Raw genomic sequence first — 17,161 nt, 5'->3', positions numbered from 1 at the left:
GGCATCGCCGCCAGCGGCCATTCGCGGTGGTGGCCAGAGGGGATCCGCACCCCTGCTAGCTGGTGGCACAATCGAGAGCTAGGTTCGGCGGTCCGCCGCGGCGCCTGCGGCGAGCTGGTCCGTCGGCGTGTCCGAGGGAAGCGATGTGATGGCACGTAGCCTGCTGAATCCAGCCAACGCCCGCTGGCTAGGCGGGCTGTTGGCCAGCGTGGCCCTGGTAGCGGTGGTGACCGGCACCGTCGCGCTGCTCAAGGCGTACGTCCCCGTGCTGAGCCTGCTGGTGCTGTACCTGCTCGCGGTGCTGCCGATTGCCGTGGTGTGGGGAGCGCGGTTGGCGGCGGTCACGTCGGTCCTCAGCGTTGTGGTGTTCGCCTTTCTTCTGCCGCCCGAGGGTTCGGTCTGGCTCGCCGACTCCCGGAACCTGGTGGCGCTCGGGGTGTTCCTGGTGACGTCGTTCGTGGTGGCCGAGCTGGCAGCGCGGTCGCGGCGGGCGGCGGTGGAGTCGGCGCGCCTCACCGAGGAACAATCGGCGTTGCGGCGGGTCGCGACCCTGGTCGCGGAGTCGGATTCGCCCGTGGCGGTGTTCGAGGCCGTCACCCGCGAGGTCGGGCTGTTGTGCGGGGCCGATCTGGCCCGGATGGAGCGCTACGAGGCGGACGGGACAGTGACCGGTGTTGCCGCCTGGAGCAAGGTGCTCGCCCGCCTCACTGTCGGCACGCGGATCGAGTTGGACGGACTGAGCGTGGCCCGCGAGGCGCGGCAGACCGGCCGGCCGGTCCGGCTCGACAGCTTCACGGGCGCCACCGGAGCGATCGCCGAGGAAGCCCAGGCGCTGGGCATCCGCTCATCCGTCGGCTGCCCGATCCTGGTGGCCGGAGAGGTGTGGGGGGTGATCGCCGCCTCGACGAAGAGTGATGAGCCCTTCGGAGCGACCACAGAGTCACAGATCGCAAGCTTCACCGAGTTGGTCGCCACCGCCATCGAGAACGCCGAGGCACGCGCCGAGCTGCGCCGGATGGCCAACGAGCAGGCCGCGCTGCGGCGGGTGGCGACGCTGGTCGCGCGCGGGGCGGAACGCAAGCTGGTGTTCGCCTTGGTGGCCGAGGAGCTCGGCCAGCTGACCGGTGCCGACGTCACCAGGATCTTCCGGTTCGAGTCCGATGGAGCAGCGACGCTGATGGGAAGCCAAGGCTTGCGCGAGGGCGACACGCGCGTCGGCGACCCCCGGATGCTGGAGTTGCCCTCGGCGATCGGATCGGTGCAGGCGACGGGCAAGTCCGCTCGGTACGACCTCGACGACGCGATGCGCCGGCGCCTCCCCGGATTCGTCCGGGAATTGGACATCCAGTCGGCGGTGGCCAGTTTGATCGTCGTCGAGGGGCTCTGCTGGGGCGGCATCACCATCGCATCGCGAGGTCACCGCTTCCCCCCGGACGCGGAGCAGCGGATGGTCGAGTTCACCGAGATCGTCGCCACCGCCATCGCGAACGCAGAAAGCCGGGCACAGCTCACGGCGTCCCGCGCGCGAGTGGTCGCCGCCGGAGACGAGATGAGGCGGCAGTTGGAGCGGGACCTGCACGACGGAGCACAACAACGGCTGGTATCGCTCGCGCTCGAACTACGGGTCGCCCAGAGCGGCGTACCGGCGTACCTGCCGATGCTCCGGACCGATATCGGCCAGGCCGCCGACGACCTCACCGAGGTGGTGGACGAGCTGCGCGAGATCGCCCGGGGCATCCACCCGGCGATCCTGGTAGAGAGTGGCCTCGGCCCGGCACTGCGGACCCTGGCCCGCCGCTCGACTGTCCCGGTCGACCTGAAGGTCGGGACCCAGTCCCGCTACCCGCCGCCGCTGGAAGTAGCGACGTACTACGTCGTGTCCGAGGCACTTACCAACATGGCCAAGCACGCCGGCGCATCACGCGCGGAGATCTCTCTGGAGGAGCGCGCCGACACACTGAGGCTGAGCGTCCGGGACGACGGCGCCGGCGGTGCCGAAGCACGCGGCGGATCCGGTCTGGTCGGGCTGAAGGACAGAGTCGAGTCTCTGGGCGGATCAATCCTCATCATCAGCCCGGTCGGACACGGCACGGCGATCTATGTTTCGCTCCCTCTGGACGGTGCCTAGTCCAACGATGCGGTGGATCAGGCAGCGCCGCGAACGTTCGGGTCTGCCGGTTGTTCATGCATCGCCGGTTCGCCGTTGTGCCTGGCTACCGTCCTTCACGGCAAGGGGCTACCGTCGGCCTTGTGGACGCGCCGGGCTCTGGAGCCGACGCGGATCGTGCCGTCGAACGCGGACAGGTGGTGATCCGCAGGATCCGGCGCGGTTGCGTCAGCTTGCCGAGGAGCAGGCCGCGCTGCGGCGGGTGGCCACCCTGGTGGCCGCGGGCGCGCGGCCGGACGAGGTATTCACCGCGGTCGCGGACGAACTCGCCCACCTGGTCGGCGCCCAGGCGACATTCGTCGCCCGGGTTGATGATCGGCGCGTCGTAGGCGGTGAGCTCGAGGCGTACGTGACCATCGTGGGATCGTTCGGCCGGGTCAGCGATGCGGTACCGGTGGGGTTCCAGGCCAGGCTGGACTCCAGGACGGTCAGCGCGGTTGCCCTCCGCACCGGGCGGCCGGCGCGGATGAGCGGCGAGGGGCTTGCGGGCGGTCCGTTCGGTGAGATCGTCCGCGGGCTCGGCCTGCAATCCGCGGTAGCCTCGCCCATTGCGGTCGCGGGGCGCCAGTGGGGTGTGATCCTGGCGGCGACAACGCGGCGGGATCTGCCGGCCGGCACCGAGATACGCGTCGCACATTTCATGGAGCTCGCCGCGACGGCGATCGCCAATGCCCAGGCCGAGCAGAGCCTGCGCGCTCTGGCCGACACGCAGGCGGCACTGCGCCGCCTGGCCATGCTGGTCGCGCGCGGGGAATCGCCCGAGGTCGTGTTCGCAGCCGTGACCAGTGAGGTCCTGCGGCACTTCGGTCATGACACGGCCAGAATGATCAGGTTCGAGCTCGACGGAACCGCGACGGTCGTCGCCAACGAGGGCACCACGGGCTCTCATGTGCGGGTCGGTCGGCGATGGGAAGGCTATCCGCGGACCGGGCTGACCCCGCACCACCGACGGTCGCTTGGATGTCGAGTTGTCGGTGCCTGATGAGATGAGCGGCCACGGTGGCTCTGGCACCAACCCCGAGCAGTTGTTCGCGGTGGGCTACGCGGCCTGCTTCCAGTCAGCGCTGCTGGGCGTGGCGCAGGGCCGCAAACTTGATGCCGGCGACGCTCTGATCAAATCCCGGGTCGGGATCGGCCCGACCGGTCACAGCGGCTTCGGCCTGCAAGTCGCTCTTGACCTGCACGCTCCGCATCAGTCGCCTGCCGACGCCGCCGACCTGATGATCCGCGCGGACCAACGGTGCCGGCCGCGCCCGACAACGTCGTCTTGCAGGAAGCCGATCGCCGGACTCGCGGCGATAAGGTCAGCGTAGTCGTCCTCGGAATGGGCTGAGATCAGGATCAGCGGCGCGGGCGACCCATCGGCCTGCTCCGCCAACCGCTTGGCCAGTCTCAGTCCGCTCTCGTCGCCGAGATTGCTGTCGACGAGCGTCACACATCGGTCTGCAACCTCGCTACCAGAGCCAGAGCCTCTGCGCCGGTGGAAGCCGTCCCCACCACGTCGATGCCGTCCTGCTCCAGCACCGCCTGCGCGACCTGGTTCCTGCCCCATCCGCCGATCGCCAGCGCCGAGACGAGAAGTCCCGAACGCTCCAGCAAGCTCGCGAGCCCCTCCCGGAGCAGGACGTCGTCATCTGCGATCGCCACTCGGTCGGGCTCGTCTCTCCACCCCTGCCTCACTTCCACTCAGGTCAGCGCGAGGTCCAGCAGGGCGGTGCGGACCGCACCTGTGGTCAGTAGTTCTTCGTGCCCGCAACGGTTGCCAGGCCGACGGCCAGCAGGCGGATAGCTCGCGTGGTTGCCCGCGGCGATGAAGGTTGGTTGTTGACCCTTCCAGCGTGCGGTGTCTCCGCTGCTGAGTCGTCATGGTCTGCAGGTAGACCGTCTACCGGCTAGCAGCAACCCGGACTGGGTGTGAGCCGCAAACGTGCTCCTCTCTGTGAACCCAGCTGTTCCCTTCAGGCGTGTGGTGAGTGTCGAATGGTCAATAGATAAAGGAGAACCCGAGATGAAGCGCACTGCCCTTGTCCTCGGCACAGCCGTGCTCGGACTGTCCACCCTGACGGCCTGTGGAGGTGGTGCCAGCGCCACGTCGAGCACTCCCGCACCGTCGCCGTCGGCGAGCGCCGCCCCATCGACGCCGGCTGTGGCCGGCGCGGCGCTGTCCACGGCCACCGTCGGGAGCCTCGGCACGATTGTTGTCGATGGCACCGGTCGCACGCTGTACGTGTACGACGTGGACACCGCGAAACCCTCGAAGTCCAACTGCAACGGTTCGTGTGCGACGGCGTGGCCGCCGCTGACGGCCGGCACCGGTACGCCGAAGCTGAGCGGGGTGGACGCCTCGCTGGTGGGCACGGTGACGCGTTCGGACGGCAGCAAGCAGGTCACCCTGGCCGGGTGGCCGCTGTACTACTACGCCAACGACGCCAAGGCCGGCGACACGACTGGTCAGGCCGTTGGTGGGACGTGGTGGGTCGTCGGCCCGGATGGCAAGAAGATCACCACCCAGGCGTCCTCTTCGCCCAGCAACTCCGGCTACTGATTCGATATGCGCGATCGCGGGAGACCGTCGTGACACAGCCGGACCGCTGTTCCGAGCGGAACGAGGCAATGATCGGCTCCTGGTATGCCGAGTTCGGCGACAGCGTGCTGATGTTCGCCACCCGTCTCACCGGCGACCGTGCCGCGGCCGAGGACATCGTCCAGGAGACGCTGTTCCGAGCATGGAAACACGCCAACGAATTGGCCGAAGGCAACGGTTCGATCCGCGGCTGGTTGCTGACAGTTGCGCGGAACATCGTCACCGATCGGGCTCGGGCGCGAGCCGTACGTCCCGTGGAGGTGGGAGACATCGATGTGCGCCGCCCGGCAGCGGGAGATCACTCCGAGTCTGTGGTGAACACCATGGTGGTCCGAGAGGCGTTGAACCAGGTGTCCGCAGAGCACCGTGACGTCGTGGTGGAACTGTACTATCGCGGCTCGTCCGTGACCGAGGCCGCGCGGGAACTCGGCGTACCGCCCGGCACTGTGAAATCGCGGACCTACTACGCGCTGCGTGCGCTCCGCGCGCTGATCGGTGGGGTCGAGGTAGGTCGAGAACGCTGACCGCTGCTTCTGCTGCCGCTGGTACCAGTCGGCGCTTGCAATCGCTGTCTAAGTCCTTGGCCGCCAGAGCACACGTGTCCGACCGCGATGTGGCCTGACGCCTTCCGGCTTATTCATCGTCATGCTGTGAGCCGACGACCTCGTCGGCCCAGGCCTCGTGTTCCGCACGGGCCCACGAGTCCGAGACTCGCCCGGTCCTCATGCCACGGCGGGCTTCGCGATCCCTGATCGCGTAGGTGATGTGACCGATCACGAGCAGTCCGACCGCGAGCGCGAACCAGTCGTGGACGAAGGTGGCGCCGGTGCGCCGGTTGCGCGAGAACAGCCACTGCCGATCTCGTCGTGTGAAGCGGTTGAGGCGTCGCAGGTCCAGGCGGTACGCCGCCGATAACGTGCCGAGCAGAATGGGTACCGGCAGCGCGAGTCCGGAGTAGACATGGACGAGTTCGACGAGATGCCGGTGCCCGATCGCCACCCCGAACCCGTTGTACAGGATCGCGGCCGTGACGATGCAGCTGATCATCAGCGACGCGGTGGTCCAATGCACAGCGCGGGTGACCTTGCCGAACCGCGGAACCGTGCCGTTCATGAGCCCTTGCCCCGCGCCGGGTCGATGAAACCGTCCAGCGTGACGTTGTCGAGTTGTGTCCCGTACGCGGCCTGCATGGCCGCGGCGTCGCCCTTGACCTCGAGGTAGTGCTCCGTCGTGGCCGTCAACTGCAGCCCCGCCGAGGTGAGCCAGTCCGACACCGCCGAGACCTGGTCGGGGTCAGGCCCGAACCTGGCCCTTACCTCAGCGGGCGTCAAGTACTGCCCGTGGATGCCGAAGCCGGGTCTGACCGAGGTCGTATACGCCGCCAGGCCGACCGCGTCGCGACTGGCCAGGTAGACCCGGGCGTTCACGACCTGCGCCGTCGGCACGGCGCCCCTCACGGGGCGGAACTTACCCACGACGGCTCGGCACCCGCGATGACAGCACGCTGTGTCGCATCTGGATCCCCCAACTAGGGGATTCCTCTCCTGGTCAGGGCTGGGAATCCTCGGGGGTGAGCGTCAAGGTCGATCGAAGTCCGAAAGGGAAGTCACGTGTCCGGTGTTCTTGAAGGCGAGTACTTCTTCAACGGGGGCAATCTCAAGGAGATTCCACGCCGCCTGGTCGCTCTTGAGGAGGGATACGATCCCGGAACGGTGAGCAGACTGGAAGGCCTCGGTGTCAGCCAGGGGTGGGGATGCCTGGAGGTGGGCGCCGGCGCCGGCTCGATCACTCGCTGGCTCAGCCGCCGTGTCGGCACGAACGGAGAGGTCCTCGCGGTCGACCTCGATACGTCGTACCTGGATGTCTCCGGTGCGGACAATGTCGAGATCCGTCAGCTGGATCTTCGGACGGACAGCCTGCCGGACGGCCGGTTCGATCTCGTTCACACCCGTTTCGTCCTCGGCCACATTCCTGAGCGGGTGGACATTCTCGACTCATTGGTCGCAGCGTTGCGGCCAGGGGGCTGGCTGCTCCTGGAGGAGCTGGATTCCTTCGGCTGGGGAGTCTTCGACAGCGGACTGCATGCGGACGTCGTGCTCGCTTGTCTGGCGCCGTTGGAGCGGCAGGGGTTCGCGCCGCGGTTCGGCCGTGAAATGCCCGCATTGATGCGGGACCGGGGCCTGGTCGACGTGTCGGCGGTTGCCGAGGCGCCGATCGTCGCGGGCGGCTCGCCGGGTTTGGAATGGCTGCGGATCACTTTCGACCAGATGATGAACCATGGCCTCGCGTTCGACGTGCCCGGGAACGGCAGCTATGCAGAGTGGCGACGGCTTGCCGACGACCCGGAGCAGTTGCTCGTCGGTGTCCCGATCGTCGCGGCGCGCGGACAGCGTCCGATCTCATGATCCGCGGTGGACGCGACGGCCGGCGAACCAGGTTTGCCGGACCTGGGTCGCGTGAATGTGCTCGACCGGTGTGTCGAAGAGGTTGCGGTCCAAGACGATGAAGTCGGCCGACATACCCGGCGACAGCTGTCCGGTCTGCTGAGCCAAGCCCATCGCCTGGGCGCCGTTGACGCTGTGGGCTCTGATGGCGGTCTCGAGGTCGAGTGCCTGATCGGCTGCCAGTGAACCCGGGAACTCGGGGTCGGGGCTGCGACGGGTCACCATGGTCTCGATGCTCAGCCACGGATTCGGAGTCGGCATGGCGACCGGCCAGTCGGATCCGGCGGCCACGAGGGCGCCGGCGTCGTGCAGGTCTCGCAGCGGCCAGATGCGTTCCATGTAGTGGTCCTGGACCTGTTGGGCGATGGCGCCGTTCATCGGGGTCGGGAACCACAGCACCGGTGAGGCGTCGGCAACGACATCCAGGTCAGCGAAGCGGGTCACGTCGTCGGGGTGGACGAACTCCGGGTGTGCGATGTGGAACACCGGACCGTCACCGTGCCGTTCACGCATGACCGCGACAGCATCGAGAACCTGACGGACCGTGGCGTCCGCGGTGGCGTGCAGCTTGGCGTGCAGCCCACGTGAGACAGCGTCCTCCAAGAGCTGGAGCAGCTCCTCGTCGCTGAACAGGCCGTCACCGTAGAAGGGGCATACGTGCCCGTTCGGGGCTCCTCCGGGAGCCGATGGCTCGGGCTTGTAGGGATCGAGGAACTTCGATGTCCGCGTCATCGGCACGCCGTCGAGGACACCCTTGACGAAGTCCGGCCGCACATGGGCCGAGCGGCGTACGGTCGCAGTGTCGAACAAGTCGGTGCCGACCGGCCCCGACTCGACGAACTCCCTGGCCGGCATGGATCCCACGATCCAGGCATTCAGCTTCTCCGCGTGGTCGAGCTCGGTGAAGACGTCCAGCCAGGCGCCCATCGTCGCCGCGTCCTGTATCGCGGTGACACCCACCGAGTTGAAGATCGAGACGGCCATCCGAGCCGACCGAAGATCGCGATGGTGCGGCTGCTCCAAGCTCCGGCGGACGGCCAGTTCGGCATCGGTGGACGGTTGCCCCAGCAGGATCCCGACCGGACGGCCCGCGCCGTCGCACACCCACCCGCCGCGGGCCGGTTCCATCCTGGTGCCATCGACGCCGAGGATCTCCATCGCGTGCGAATTGACCCAGCGATTGTGCAGCGAGTCGTCGCGCAGCATCACCGGCCTGCCCAGGCTCGCCTCGTCCAAGGCGGCGAGTGCCTTCCGGTTGCCCAGGGCATGGAACACCGGACTGCTGACAGTTCCGCCGACGACCCAATCGTTGTTCCCGAGCGCGCGGGCGTGCTGGTGGACCGCGTCGAGGATCTGGTCCGGACCGAGCATCGGTGGCAACCGGAGCTCCCAGCCTGCCGCCTGGCCACCGAATCCCACATGCGCATGTACGTCGACCAGGCCCGGCATGACCATCCCGCCCTCGATGTGAACAAGCTTGGTCCGACGTCCTCTGACGGCGTCGACATCAGCCTGGTCACCCACCGCCACGACCTTCCCGTCACGGACGGCGAAGGCCTCAGCCCACGGCCGGGCGGGGTCCAAGGTGTAGATGGCCGACCCACGAACGACGAAGTCGGCCGGTTGACGATCCTGCGTGGACATCTGACTCACCTCTCCAGGCTGAGCAAGCCGACCGTGAGTCGCTTTCAGCCTGTGCATTCATGACGTTGCGACTTCGGCGGATGTCCCGCCAGGCCGGAGACGGTTCTCGTCAGTCCAGCAGGCCCGCCTCCTTGGCTGCTTGCTCGAGGTCGACGGGGGTGCCGGTCCAGATGGTTCGGACGTGTTCGGTGATGACGTCGACGGGCCAGTTCCACCAGGCGACACGCAGCAGCCGGTCGATGTCCTCGTCGGAGAACCGCTTCTTCAACTGCCTGGCGGGGTTGCCGCCCACCGTGGTGTACGGCGGAACATCCGAGACCACCAGCGCGTTCGCGCCGATGATGGCGCCGGCGCCGATGGTGACGCCGGGCATGATGACGGCTTCCCGTCCGATCCAGACGTCGTTCCCGATCACCGTGTTGCCGCGACTGTGGATCTCGGGGAGGAACTCCGCGGTCTTTTCGAGCCAGGTCCCACCGAAGATGAAGAACGGGAACGTCGTTGCGCCCAGCATCGGATGGTTCGCGGACGACAGGATGAACTTGGCGCCCGAGGCAATGGCGCAGAACTTGCCGATGATCAGCTTCTCCGGACCGGCGGTGTAGAGCACGTTCTGGGTCTCGAAGAGAGTTGGGTCCAGCGTGCTGTTGTAGTAGCTGAACTCGCCGACCTCGATCTTCGGAGAGGTGATCAGCGGTTTCAGGAAGACCGTATTCATTTCCTGGTTGTCGATCATGCCCGGTCGGCGGACAGCCGTCGGGTCAGGGACTGTGCTCATAGGTGTTCCTCCACCGGGATCGGGGCGGCTAGTAGACGCCGACAGTGATGGCGCCGGCGTCGACGAGCGACTTGAGTGGGGTGACGTCGGCAACGGAGTCGCCGACGCTTCCGGCCGGCGGCTTGATCCGGATTCCCTCGTCGCGCTCGGCGTTGTTCGGGAGCAGGGCGGATTTGCTGACGTGGTTGGTCACGATCTGGCCGCGTTCGCCGTACGGCACCGGCTCGTGGGTGTCTGGATCCACCACGGAGTAGCTGACGAACGGCGAGTTCGCGTCGAACACGCAGAGGTCGTCATCGCGGCCGAGGCGTTCCGGCGAGGCGCCGAGGGTCATCGTGTTGCCGTAGAGCCCGTAAAGCCCGATGCCGGGGAAGATCTCGGTGCGGAAGAGGTGGCGGCTGTCGGCATCGAGGTGGGCGCCGGCCCAGAGAATGACCTCGACCTTGCGGTTGATCAGCTCGACGAGTTCGTCGTGCCGGCTGAGTCGTTCGAGCATCGGCGGTGTCGTCGCGAGCACCGCGATGTCCTGCGACCGCAGCAGGGCAGCAGCCTGCGACACCAGGTGTTCGGTGTACGCCTCGGCCTCCTCGGGCTTGCCGTCGCGGAGCAGGCGCTTCACCCAGCGGGGGTCCATGTCGACGGTGTAGCTGATGCTCCCGAACCGCGCGGCGATCCGGCCGAGGTAGTCGCCGATCATGTGGGGTCCGGTGGGTGCGACGGCCAGCCAGTTCATTCTTGGACGGATTCCGTACGCCGTGTAGCGGGCGTACTGCCAGGCCATTTCCCGCTCCACCCAGTCGTCCAGGAAGACGACACGCTTCGGTGCGCCCGTCGTACCGCCGCTTTCGAAGACCCCGATCACCTGTGCGGCTCCGTCGTACCCGCGCGGAATCAGGTCCTCTGCCCGGACCTCGCGCAGGTCCTCGGCCACGTTCGGGAACTTGGCGAGGTCCGCGATGCCCCGGACGTCTCGTACCGGGTCGAAGCCCAGTGAGTCCTTTCGCGACAGCCAGAACGTCGAACCGGTCTCCTCGCCGAAGTGCCAGCGCATCGCCGCTCTGATGTATTCGTCCGGCTCTGGATGTGTTCCGGGTGGAACATCGAGAATCGCAAAGCCACCGCTGCTCATCGGTGTCTTCCTTTCATGAGGTGCCCAGATCCAGAATCCTGGTTCGGCACATGAGCCGAAATCCCCTGCCTGGGGGATCCTGCCGACGGGAAGCGGCGGTCAGAGTTGGGTGCATGCCAACTCCCGTCATGATCGATGCGTTAGGGCCGAACGGTCCGTACCGCGCTCGTCACCGCCGACTCGTGGAGGACGTCACCGGACACTCGATCGGGGAGCTCAGCCTGGTGCCGCCTGTCTTTGTCACCCGTGCCATCTCCGCGTTGCGCAGGTGTGCGCCGATGGCAGCCGGACAACGGCGTACGGCGCTGGCCCGAGCGGCCGACATCTTCGCGTCCGGAGAACCCGGTGGCATGCCGGTGGCGGAGTACGAGTCCCTGGTCAGTCGGCTCGGCACTCCGATCTCCCACGTCCGAGCGGCTGTCGAGGCCATCCGGTCCTCCGCCGAGAGTGCGCACCTGCAGATGCTGACTTCCCGACCGGCCGGCGCGGCGCGCGATTGGCGGGAGCCGGGGATCCACGAAGGTGGTGCGGTGTGGATCCGCCGTGGAGACGTATTCGCGGTGCACACGGCAGGCAACCATCCCGCCGTGAACGCCCTGTGGCTCGAGGCGCTCGCACTCGGCTACAAGGTCGCGCTGCGACCGTCCCAGCGCGAGCCGCTGACCCCCTTCCGACTCGTGCACGCCTTGCGCGAGGCCGGCTTCGGGGATGGTCAGGTGATGCTGCTGCCGACCGACCACGCAGGCGCGGATCTGGTCCTGGCACAAGCGGACCTCGGCATGGTGTACGGCGGCCAGGAGACGGTCGACAAGTACGCCGCCAACCCGAACATCCTGCCCAACGGGCCAGGCCGCTCAAAGATCCTGATCACCGCAGACTCCGACTGGCGCGACGCCCTCGACATGATCGTCGACTCGGTCGCCGCCCAGGGCGGTGTCACCTGCGTCAACGCGACCGCCGTCTATGTGGAGGGGGATCCGACCGACTTGGCTACCGCGCTGGCCGAGCGCTTGGCTGTGCTTCCCAGCCTGCCGCCCCAGGACAGCGATGCCGTGCTTCCGGTGCAATCGGCAGCATCCGCCCGCGCACTGGCGCAGTACCTCAGCACCCAGGCCGAAGGCACTCGCGCCGTATTGGGCGCCGATCGGGTGGTCGACGAACTCGGCGACGGCAGCGCCGTGCTGCGCCCCGCCGTGCACGTGGTGGACGACCCGTCCGCGCCGCAACTCGCGATCGAACTCCCGTTCCCGAGCGTGTGGGTCGCGCCCTGGAACCGGCAAGCAGGCACGAAGCCGTTCCGGGACTCTCTCGTAGTCACCGCGGTCACCCAGGACGTCGAACTATTCGAAGCGCTGCTCACCGATCCGTCGATCCGCAACCTCTACCAGGGCCACCACCCGACCCACTGGATGGCCGTCGGCGTTCCCCACGACGGCTTCCTCGGCGACTTCGCCATGCGCTCCAAGGGCGTGATCACCTCGCCCTCGCTCACACCTCAGGTCGCTCGGGCATTCAGCTGAGGTTGGCGGTGAAGAAGCCGGTCAGTTTCAGTGCCGCGGGCGTGACGTACTCGTCCTTGTCGTACAGGTCGGTGTGCACGGCGCCGTCGATCCACATCAACTCCTTCGGACCTTCTGCCTTCTGGAACGCCTCCACGCTCATCCAGGAGGTGATTGCCTCGCGGCCGACGATCATCAACAGCGGGCGTGGAGCGATCAGGTCGACCACGGCGAAGGCATCGAAGGTCGCAATGTGGTCGACGCTGCTCCAGGTCATCACTTTGGCTGACCGCGGATGCATAGCCCGCGGAGTGCAGTAGTACTGCCAGCCTTCGAACACGTGCGGACCACTGGCCCGTGCCGCCGCCTCGGTCGCGGGGAAGAGGTCGAACGTCCCGACGCCCTCACCCCGCGCCTCAGCAGTACGTGCCATGGCGGCCGCGTCCAACATGCCCTGGAAGACTGCTGCGTCCTGAACGCCGTCGGCACCCCGGCGGAATTGCCGGGCAAGATCTACGGCACTCACCGTGGCGACGGCCTTGATCCGATGGTCGGTGGCGGCGGCCACCAGGCTGTACCCGCCGGAGGCACAGATGCCCAAGGCACCGATCCGGTCGACGTCGACCTCCGCACGGGTGGTCAGGAGCGACACCGCAGCTTTCAGGTCCTCGACCCGTTGGGCTGGATCCTCCAGACCACGCGGCTCTCCCTCGCTCTCGCCTTGGTGGGCGGCGTCGTACGCGAGGGTGACGAAACCCTGCTCGGCCAGCCGGCGCGCGTGCAACCCTGCGGTCTGTTCCTTCACGCCGCTGCCGGGGTGGCCGACGACGATCGCCGGACGCGGTCTCGCGAAGTCCTCGTCCGGGGTGTAGAGGTGTCCGGCGAGCTTCAGGCCGGCGCTGACGAAGGTGACATCGGTTCTCATGACTGTTCTCCTGATCTTCGGGATCTGTGGCTGTCAGCCACATCCCCACCGTCGTCGGTGCCACTACCGCGCTCCAGGGAGCGTCCTGCGTAGGCAAGCCAGTACCAGGCAGCCACAGTCGACGCGGAGGACACTGGACTCATGACGGCTGCTTCCACCGGCAACGAACTCGGTGTGTTCCTGCGCGCCCGCCGCGCCGTACTCGACCCGCAGGAGGTGGGCATGCCGGACGACGGCAGGCTGCGTCGCGTCCCGGGTCTACGCCGGGAAGAGCTGGCCCTGCTCGCCCACGTGAGCGTCGACTACATCGTCCGGTTGGAGCAGGGCCGCACCCGCCGGGTCTCGCGCCCGGTGCTGAACGCACTCGCCGATGCGCTGCAGTTGGCCGTGGACGAGCGCGACTACCTGTTTGCCGTGGCCGACGTTGCGCCGACTGCGCGGGCTCGGCAGGGCGCGCGGCCGAGCGTCGCCCCGCACCTGCGTCAACTCCTCGACACGATGCACGACGTACCGGCGATGGTGCTGCATCGCGGGATGGACGTACTGGCGTGGAATCGCGGTGCCGCTGCCCTTCTGACCGATTTCGGCGGACTCCCGCCGTCCCAGCGCAACCTGATCCGGCTCACGTTCCTCGACGACGACTTCCGTGCCCTGTACGCCGATTGGCCGCGGACGGCCAGCGAATGTGTCGCGGTGTTGCGGATGGAGGCCGGCCGCCACCCCGACGACCCGGCCCTGAACGCCTTGGTCGGCGAGCTCAGCGTCCGGGATGCCGACTTCCGCACGTGGTGGGCCGCGCATCAGGTCCGCGGCCCTCGTCAGCTCACCAAGACCTATCTCCACCCGATGGTCGGGCCGCTGACCCTCGACGTACAGCAGTTCACCGTCGACACGCACCCTGACCAGCTCCTGGTCGCCTACACCACCACCCCGGGCTCGCCCTCCGACGAAGGTCTCCGCTTCCTCCTCCAGTGGTCGCCGGCCCCGGCCAACCAGTAGGTCCGCAGCACGGCCGGCCCCGCCCCTCTCAGGCTCGTCCTCGGGATGGCGTCGGCGACCTTGCCGACGTCGGAGCCGTGCCCGGAGTTCGCGGCACGGTACCGGCGTCCGGTGCGACGTTCAACGGCAAGTCGGCCGACGCCGCGCGGTACCGCGGTCACCCCGGCTGTCGGCTCCGGCCATACGGTGCTACGGTCTACGCGGAATGGTTTTCATTATCAGTTTCCGAGGGATGGATGCACTGTGAGGCTGCGCAGTTCTGTTGGGTGCCTGGCTGGTGTCGCGGCGGCGATGTTGCTGGTCACCGCGTGTGGTTCTTCCTCGGGAGACGAGGCTGCCGCTGGTACTGCCTCGACACCGAAGGCCGGGATTCAGGTCGTTGCATCGACCAACGTGTACGGCGACATCGTGAAGCAGATCGCGGGGGACAAGGTCGAGGTGACGTCGATCATCTCCGACCCCGACCAGGACCCGCATTCGTATGAGGCGAACACGCAGACGCAGCTGTCGCTGTCGAAGGCGAAGGTCGTGATCGAGAACGGTGGCGGCTACGACGACTTCATGGACAAGATGCTGAAGTCGGCGGGCAACACGTCGGCCAAGGTGCTCAACGTGGTCGACATCTCCGGCCGGAAGGCACCCGCCGGCGGTGCGCTCAATGAGCACGTCTGGTACGACTTTCCGAGCATGGAGAAGCTGGCCGCCCAGCTCGCCACGACCTTGTCCGAGGTCGATTCCGCGAACGGGTCGACGTACTCGGCGAACGCGGCTGCTTTCACCGAGAAGGTGAAGCAGCTGGAGTCCACGGAGGCCTCGGTCAAGGCGACCAGCAACGGTGCCGGTGCCGCGATCACCGAGCCGGTGCCGGTGTATGTCCTGAGTGCCTGCGGGTTGGTGAACAAGACGCCGGAGAAGTTCAGCGAGGCGATCGAGGAGGGGACCGACGTCCCTGCGGCGGTGTTGCAGGAGACGCTGGGCTTGTTCAGCTCGAAGCAGGTCAAGCTCCTCGCCTACAACGAGCAGACGTCCGGTCCGGAGACCCAGAAGGTGCTGGACGCGGCGAAGGCGAACAACATCGCCGTCGTACCCGTCACGGAGACGCTGCCGAGCGGCAAGGACTACCTGAGCTGGATGACCGGCAACCTCAACGCGATCCGTTCGGCCCTGTCTTGAGTCGACCGATGCTGAATCCAGCGAAGAGCCCGGAACCCGTCCTGCGGTTCGAGGACGCCGCGTTCGGTTACGGCCGGAGTCGGCTGTGGGGTGGGCTGTCGATGGAGCTGAGAACCGGGGAGTTCCTGGCGATCCTTGGCGCCAACGGATCGGGCAAGACCAGTCTGCTGAGGGCCGTTCTCGGGCTGCATCCGTTGATGTCGGGGACTGTTCGAGTCGTCGGTGCGCCGCCCCACCAGGGGAGCACGGAGATCGGCTATGTGCCGCAGCACCGGCGCATCGTCACACTGACTCCGCTGCGTGCTCGAGACGTGGTCGGGCAGGGCCTGGACGGCCATCGCTGGGGGATCGGGCGACCGGACCGGGCGCGGCGTCGGCGGATCGACGAGATGCTCGAGTCGGTCGGTGCACGAGACTTCGCGGACCGGCCGATCGGGCTCCTGTCGGGTGGCGAGCAGCAGCGGGTCCGGGTCGCGCAGGCCCTGGTGGCCGATCCGAAGCTGCTGTTGTGTGACGAGCCGCTGCTGTCGCTGGATCTCAACAGCCAGCGCACGATCTCCGGTTTGGTGGACCGACGCCGCCGTTCGCATGGCACCGCGGTCATCTTCGTCACGCACGACATCAATCCGGTGCTGCCGTACGTCGACCGGGTGCTCTACCTGGCCGGTGGACGCTTCCGGATGGGCACGGTCGAGGAAGTGATGACATCCCAGACGCTGAGCGACCTCTACGCGTCTCCGGTCGAGGTCGTGCGGTCCGGTGGCAGGGTCCTGGTGGCTGGGATCCCCGAGGGGTCGGATCCGCATCATGCGCCCGAGACCGCGGCGACGCTGCGGGCCGGGTGAGGTGACCGATGATTGCAGCAGACGTCTGGCATGAGGTCTTCAACTTCGCCAACTACGGTGAGCTGTTGGCGCTGGTGCGGAACTCGATCCTGGCCGGTGTGGTGCTCGGGATCGTGGGTGGTCTGATCGGTGTCTTCGTGATGATGCGGGACCTGCCTTTCGCGGTCCACGGCATCAGCGAACTGTCCTTCGCGGGGGCCTCCGGCGCTTTGCTGCTGGGCCTGAATGTGGTCGCGGGCTCGCTGGCCGGATCGATCGTCGCCGCCGTGCTGATCGGAGTCCTGGGGAGCCGGGCTCGCGATCGGAACTCGATCATCGGGGTGCTGATGCCGTTCGGGCTGGGCCTCGGCGTGCTGTTCCTCGCCTTGTACAAAGGGCGTGCGGCGAACAAGTTCGGGCTTCTGACCGGACAGATCGTCGCCGTGGACACTCCGCAGTTGTCCTGGCTGATCGTCATCGGTGCAGTCGTCCTCATCGGACTTCTGATTGTCTGGCGCCCGTTGATGTTCGCCAGCTCCGACCCCGAACAAGCTGCGGCTCGAGGGGTGCCGGTGCGCGTTCTGTCGTTGGTGTTCATGGTCCTGCTGGGGATGGCGGTCGCCATTTCCGTGCAGATCGTGGGGGCACTGTTGGTGCTCAGCATCGTTGTCTCCCCGGCGGCCGCCGCACTCCGGGTCGCGCGCTCACCCTGGCTCGTCCCGGTGCTGAGCGTCGTGTTCGCGACCGTGTCGCTCGTCGGAGGCATCCTGCTGGCACTCGGCGGCAGCCTGCCGATCAGTCCGTACGTGACCACCATCTCGTTCGCCATCTACGTCGTCTGCCGCATCGTCGACGCCCGACAGGGGAGCCGCGGGTGGACGTCTCTCCGTCACCTACGGCCGGCCCCACCTGTCGGCTAGGAGCTCGGTCAGCGAAGGAGCCCGCGATGCGGGAGACCAGAACGGATGATTTCGGTCTGGGCCATGTCAAAACCG

Annotated in this window: 18 protein-coding genes and 1 pseudogene; 11 read left to right on the top strand and 8 right to left on the bottom strand. The window is 67.4% G+C overall.

The genetic code is table 11. The features are described from left to right. Positions 1-148: 148 nt before the first annotated feature. From E0H73_RS42270 to E0H73_RS48560, 3 genes and pseudogenes are all read left to right on the top strand, one after another. Positions 149-2,128, top strand: a complete 1,980-nt coding sequence (locus E0H73_RS42270) for a GAF domain-containing protein (protein WP_131366378.1) — start codon at positions 149-151, stop codon at positions 2,126-2,128. A 202-nt stretch (positions 2,129-2,330) separates the two neighbouring features. Next, entirely contained in the window at positions 2,331-3,149 is an 819-nt protein-coding gene (locus tag E0H73_RS42265) for a GAF domain-containing protein (RefSeq protein ID WP_165556100.1), read from the top strand. A gap of 4 nt (positions 3,150-3,153) precedes the next feature. After that, positions 3,154-3,351: pseudogene (locus tag E0H73_RS48560) on the top strand (OsmC family protein); the annotation flags it as partial. Positions 3,352-3,359: 8 nt separating this feature from the next. Here the strand turns inward: E0H73_RS48560 and E0H73_RS47700 are convergent. Together E0H73_RS47700 and E0H73_RS46805 are read right to left on the bottom strand one after the other, a co-directional pair. Next, entirely contained in the window at positions 3,360-3,602 is a 243-nt protein-coding gene (locus tag E0H73_RS47700; protein ID WP_238164626.1) for a response regulator, read from the bottom strand. Continuing rightward, on the bottom strand, positions 3,599-3,814 hold the full coding sequence (locus E0H73_RS46805; RefSeq protein WP_202867863.1) for a response regulator: 216 nt from the start codon (positions 3,812-3,814) through the stop codon (positions 3,599-3,601). The genes E0H73_RS47700 and E0H73_RS46805 overlap by 4 nt, the downstream gene beginning before the upstream one ends. Before the next feature lie 361 nt (positions 3,815-4,175). Here E0H73_RS46805 and E0H73_RS42255 point away from each other — a divergent pair, with 361 nt between their 5' ends. Both E0H73_RS42255 and E0H73_RS42250 read left to right on the top strand, forming a co-directional pair. Continuing rightward, complete coding sequence (locus tag E0H73_RS42255) at positions 4,176-4,712, top strand: COG4315 family predicted lipoprotein (RefSeq protein WP_131366374.1); 537 nt, start codon at positions 4,176-4,178, stop codon at positions 4,710-4,712. A 29-nt stretch (positions 4,713-4,741) separates the two neighbouring features. Then, positions 4,742-5,275 (top strand): sigma-70 family RNA polymerase sigma factor, encoded by a 534-nt coding sequence (locus E0H73_RS42250; RefSeq protein ID WP_238164625.1) that lies wholly within the window; start codon positions 4,742-4,744, stop codon positions 5,273-5,275. A gap of 109 nt (positions 5,276-5,384) precedes the next feature. Here the strand turns inward: E0H73_RS42250 and E0H73_RS42245 are convergent, their stop codons facing one another. Next, the gene (locus tag E0H73_RS42245; protein WP_131366372.1) at positions 5,385-5,864 is read right to left on the bottom strand and encodes a cytochrome b/b6 domain-containing protein; all 480 of its coding nucleotides are present in this window, start codon (positions 5,862-5,864) and stop codon (positions 5,385-5,387) included. Beyond that, a complete protein-coding gene (locus tag E0H73_RS42240) occupies positions 5,861-6,208 on the bottom strand; it encodes a protease pro-enzyme activation domain-containing protein (protein ID WP_202867862.1) in 348 nt (115 codons plus the stop codon). The genes E0H73_RS42245 and E0H73_RS42240 overlap by 4 nt, the downstream gene beginning before the upstream one ends. Positions 6,209-6,361: 153 nt before the next feature. Between E0H73_RS42240 and E0H73_RS42235 the strand changes: the two genes are divergently transcribed. Then, positions 6,362-7,156 carry a class I SAM-dependent methyltransferase gene (locus E0H73_RS42235; RefSeq protein ID WP_238164624.1) on the top strand — a complete coding sequence of 265 codons (795 nt, stop codon included), beginning with the start codon at positions 6,362-6,364 and terminating at the stop codon, positions 7,154-7,156. Here E0H73_RS42235 and E0H73_RS42230 read toward each other — a convergent pair. The 3 genes from E0H73_RS42230 to E0H73_RS42220 all read right to left on the bottom strand — a co-directional run bounded on the left by E0H73_RS42230 (position 7,151) and on the right by E0H73_RS42220 (position 10,746). After that, on the bottom strand, positions 7,151-8,839 hold the full coding sequence (locus tag E0H73_RS42230; RefSeq protein ID WP_131366366.1) for an amidohydrolase: 1,689 nt from the start codon (positions 8,837-8,839) through the stop codon (positions 7,151-7,153). The genes E0H73_RS42235 and E0H73_RS42230 overlap by 6 nt on opposite strands. 109 nt (positions 8,840-8,948) lie before the next feature. Next, the gene (locus tag E0H73_RS42225) at positions 8,949-9,617 is read right to left on the bottom strand and encodes a CatB-related O-acetyltransferase (protein ID WP_131366364.1); all 669 of its coding nucleotides are present in this window, start codon (positions 9,615-9,617) and stop codon (positions 8,949-8,951) included. A gap of 28 nt (positions 9,618-9,645) precedes the next feature. After that, entirely contained in the window at positions 9,646-10,746 is a 1,101-nt protein-coding gene (locus tag E0H73_RS42220) for a phenylacetate--CoA ligase family protein (protein WP_131366362.1), read from the bottom strand. 113 nt (positions 10,747-10,859) lie between these two features. Here E0H73_RS42220 and E0H73_RS42215 point away from each other — a divergent pair, with 113 nt between their 5' ends. Then, on the top strand, positions 10,860-12,266 hold the full coding sequence (locus E0H73_RS42215) for an aldehyde dehydrogenase family protein (protein ID WP_131366360.1): 1,407 nt from the start codon (positions 10,860-10,862) through the stop codon (positions 12,264-12,266). On the opposite strand, the gene E0H73_RS42210 is transcribed toward E0H73_RS42215, so the two are convergent. Then, entirely contained in the window at positions 12,259-13,170 is a 912-nt protein-coding gene (locus E0H73_RS42210) for an alpha/beta hydrolase (protein ID WP_131366358.1), read from the bottom strand. The two genes, E0H73_RS42215 and E0H73_RS42210, sit on opposite strands and share 8 nt — an antisense overlap. A 141-nt stretch (positions 13,171-13,311) precedes the next feature. Here E0H73_RS42210 and E0H73_RS42205 point away from each other — a divergent pair, with 141 nt between their 5' ends. The 4 genes from E0H73_RS42205 to E0H73_RS42190 all read left to right on the top strand — a co-directional run bounded on the left by E0H73_RS42205 (position 13,312) and on the right by E0H73_RS42190 (position 17,086). Beyond that, positions 13,312-14,169, top strand: a complete 858-nt coding sequence (locus E0H73_RS42205) for a helix-turn-helix domain-containing protein (protein ID WP_131366356.1) — start codon at positions 13,312-13,314, stop codon at positions 14,167-14,169. Positions 14,170-14,412: 243 nt separating this feature from the next. Next, the gene (locus tag E0H73_RS42200; RefSeq protein ID WP_202867861.1) at positions 14,413-15,342 is read left to right on the top strand and encodes a metal ABC transporter solute-binding protein, Zn/Mn family; all 930 of its coding nucleotides are present in this window, start codon (positions 14,413-14,415) and stop codon (positions 15,340-15,342) included. An 8-nt stretch (positions 15,343-15,350) separates the two neighbouring features. Next, complete coding sequence (locus E0H73_RS42195) at positions 15,351-16,187, top strand: metal ABC transporter ATP-binding protein (protein ID WP_131366354.1); 837 nt, start codon at positions 15,351-15,353, stop codon at positions 16,185-16,187. Between the two features lie 8 nt (positions 16,188-16,195). Beyond that, the gene (locus E0H73_RS42190; RefSeq protein WP_131366352.1) at positions 16,196-17,086 is read left to right on the top strand and encodes a metal ABC transporter permease; all 891 of its coding nucleotides are present in this window, start codon (positions 16,196-16,198) and stop codon (positions 17,084-17,086) included. The last annotated feature ends 75 nt before the right edge of the window (positions 17,087-17,161 follow it).

This window comes from Kribbella pittospori, assembly GCF_004331465.1.
Lineage (GTDB): Bacteria > Actinomycetota > Actinomycetes > Propionibacteriales > Kribbellaceae > Kribbella > Kribbella pittospori.
This window is presented reverse-complemented; position numbering and strand designations above follow the sequence as displayed.